This is a genomic window from Corynebacterium sp., from assembly GCF_012837295.1.
Taxonomy (GTDB): Bacteria; Actinomycetota; Actinomycetes; order Mycobacteriales; family Mycobacteriaceae; genus Corynebacterium.
This window is the reverse complement of sequence record NZ_DURI01000239.1, coordinates 1-2998: the sequence shown is the minus strand read 5'-3', so window position 1 is coordinate 2998 and position 2998 is coordinate 1. Positions and strand designations below refer to the sequence as shown.

General features: G+C 67.9%; 1 protein-coding gene. It reads left to right on the top strand.

Features of this window, described 5'->3' with window-relative positions:
- The first annotated feature begins 110 nt into the window (after positions 1 to 110).
- A complete protein-coding gene (gene sucB / locus GX015_RS07840) occupies positions 111 to 2279 on the top strand; it encodes a 2-oxoglutarate dehydrogenase, E2 component, dihydrolipoamide succinyltransferase (RefSeq protein ID WP_291344151.1) in 2169 nt (722 codons plus the stop codon).
- Positions 2280 to 2998 lie beyond the last annotated feature (719 nt).

Below are 2998 nucleotides of genomic sequence, written 5' to 3'. Positions count from 1 at the left end.
GACGCACGGGCAACCGGCGCGTCGGGCGTACCGCGTAAGCGGGAGAGTTTGCGAAACGGTACCCTAGTTCGTGATCACCAACTATTGAGCGATTGTCGAGGAGAGCACACATGGCGACCTCTGTTGAGATGCCCGAACTGGGCGAATCCGTCACCGAGGGCACGATTACCACCTGGCTGAAGAAGGTCGGCGACACCGTCGAGGTCGACGAGCCCTTGCTGGAGGTTTCCACCGACAAGGTGGACACGGAGATTCCGTCGCCGGTCGCCGGCGTGCTGCTCGAGATCCTCGCCGAGGAAGACGACACCGTCGACGTGGGCGCGGTCATCGCGAAGATCGGCGACGAGGGCGAGTCCTCCGACTCCGGTTCCGACGATTCCGACGCTGACGCCGAGGCCGAGGAAGAGGCCGAAGAGGTCGAGGCCGAGGAGACCGAGAAGTCCGAGGAGAAGGACGAGAAGCCGAAGAAGTCCGGCGGTTCCGGCGGCGGCAAGGCCACCGACGTCGAGATGCCGGAGCTGGGCGAGTCCGTCACCGAGGGCACCATCACCCAGTGGCTCAAGGAGGTCGGCGACACCGTCGAGGTCGACGAGCCGCTGCTCGAGGTTTCCACCGACAAGGTGGACACGGAGATCCCGTCGCCGGTCGCCGGCACCCTGGTCGAGGTCCTCGCCGAGGTCGACGACACCGTCGACGTCGGTGCGGTCATCGCGCGCATCGGCGACGCCGACGCCGCCGGCTCCGACGATGCCGGCTCCGATGACGAGGACGAGGACGTCCCGTCGGAGGAGGCCATCGAGGAGGCCGAGTCCAAGGACGAGAACGACACCGTCGACGAGGCGGAGGACGACGACGCCGAGGCCGAGGAGAAGCCGAAGAAGTCCGGCGGTTCCGGCGGCGGCAAGGCGTCCGACGTCGAGATGCCGGAGCTGGGCGAGTCCGTCACCGAGGGCACCATCACCCAGTGGCTCAAGGAGGTCGGCGACACCGTCGAGGTCGACGAGCCGCTGCTCGAGGTCTCCACCGACAAGGTCGACACCGAGATCCCGTCGCCGGTCGCCGGCACCCTGATCGAGGTCCTCTTCGACGTCGACGACACCGTCGACGTGGGCGCCGTCATCGCCCGCGTGGGCGACGCCGACGCCGCCTCCGGCGATGCCGAGGTCGAGGCCGCCGAGGCCGAGGCCGAGAAGAAGGCCGCGCCGGAGAAGGACGAGGCCCCGAAGAAGCCGGAGCCGAAGAAGGAAGAGAAGAAGGCCGAGCCCAAGAAGGAGGAGAAGGCGGAGAAGGCCGCGCCCAAGCAGGACGCGCCGAAGAAGGAGGAGCCCAAGAAGGACACCTCCGGCAACGCCGACGTCCCGTACGTCACTCCCCTGGTGCGCAAGCTCGCCGACAAGCACGGCGTCGACCTGACCAAGGTCGAGGGCTCGGGCATCGGCGGCCGCATCCGCAAGCAGGACGTGCTCAAGGCCGCCGAGGGCGGCACCGAGGCGTCGAAGGGCGACGAGCCGGCTTCCTCCAACTGGTCCACGAAGGGCGTCCGCCCCGAGCTGGCCGACCTGCGCGGCACCACCCAGCGCGTCAACCGCATCCGCGAAATCACCGCGGCGAAGACCCTCGAGTCCCTGCAGACCTCCGCGCAGCTCACCCAGCTGCACGAGGCCGACATGACCGAGGTCTGGGACCTGCGCGCCGAGAAGAAGGCCGCGTTCGAGGAGAAGCACGGCGTGAAGCTCACGTTCCTGCCGTTCTTCGCCAAGGCCATGGTCGAGGCCCTGGTCTCCCACCCGAACGTCAACGCGTCGTGGGATGAGGGCAAGAAGGAGATCACGTACCACGAGAAGGTGAACCTCGGCATCGCCGTGGACACCGAGCGTGGCCTGCTCTCCCCGGTCATCCACGATGCCCAGGACATGTCCCTGCCGGAGCTCGCCGCCGCGATCGTCGACATCGCCGACCGCGCGCGCAACAACAAGCTCAAGCCGAACGACCTGTCCGGCGGCACGTTCACCATCACCAACATCGGTTCGGAGGGCGCGCTCTCCGATACCCCGATCCTCGTCCCGCCGCAGGGCGCGATGGTCGGCACCGGCGTGATCAAGAAGCGCGCCGTCGTGGTGACGGAGAACGGCAACGACGCGATCGGCATCCGCGCGATGGCGTACCTGCCCATGACCTACGATCACCGCCTCATCGACGGCGCCGACGCCGGTCGCTTCATGACCACCGTCGTCGACCGTCTGCAGGTCGCGAACTTCGAGTCCGACCTGGAGCTCTAGTCCGCGACGGCCGGCCCCGCGTGGTCGGCCTGCGGTGGGGTCTCCCCGGAGCCTCGACCGTGACCCGGTCACCTTCCCGAATGGGTGGGTGGCCGGGTTTCGGCGTTTCCGGGGCCGGGTTTCGGCGTTTCCGGGCTCGGGATTTGGCGTTTGGGGCGGGTTTCAGCGTCGTTCGGCGGCCGGCGAGCCCACCGCACGCACCACCGCACGCTCCACCGCGCAGATACCGACGTTTCGGCCAGATACTCACGTTTGAACGTGAGTATCTGGCCGAAACGTCGGTATCTGGCGGGATCATGGCGCCGGTTCGGCAATCGGGGCGCCCACCGGGGCATCTGAGAACCGGATCGCGGTGTTTCCGCGCGAGGATCTCCCCCACCTTCGCCAGAAAGACGTCCAGTGGACAGAAGACGTGGTCATCCACCTCTTTCTGTCCACTGGACGTCTATCTGTGCCGACGGGAGAGGTATCGCGCGTGGTGACGGCGAGTCAGTCGGGTCAAGTGGGCGAGTCGGGTGCGGCGGGCCAGGCAGGTGCAGCTGGCGAATCGGGTGGGCGGGGCGGGGATATGGGCCGGACGAGGTGGGCGCGGACCGTCGTAAAGCGGGACGGGGCTAGACTGCTTCGCATGACGAACACGGTCAGCACGCAGGACTCCCGGCACGCCGCCGACGCCGCCGCCTGCGGAGCAGCCGCCAACTATACAGCTTGCGATTGCG

What these genes read in the sequence shown, in the direction of transcription:
- sucB (WP_291344151.1), top strand. Translation starts at nt 111, where the DNA reads ATGGCGACCTCTGTTGAGATGCCCGAACTGGGCGAATCCGTCACCGAG.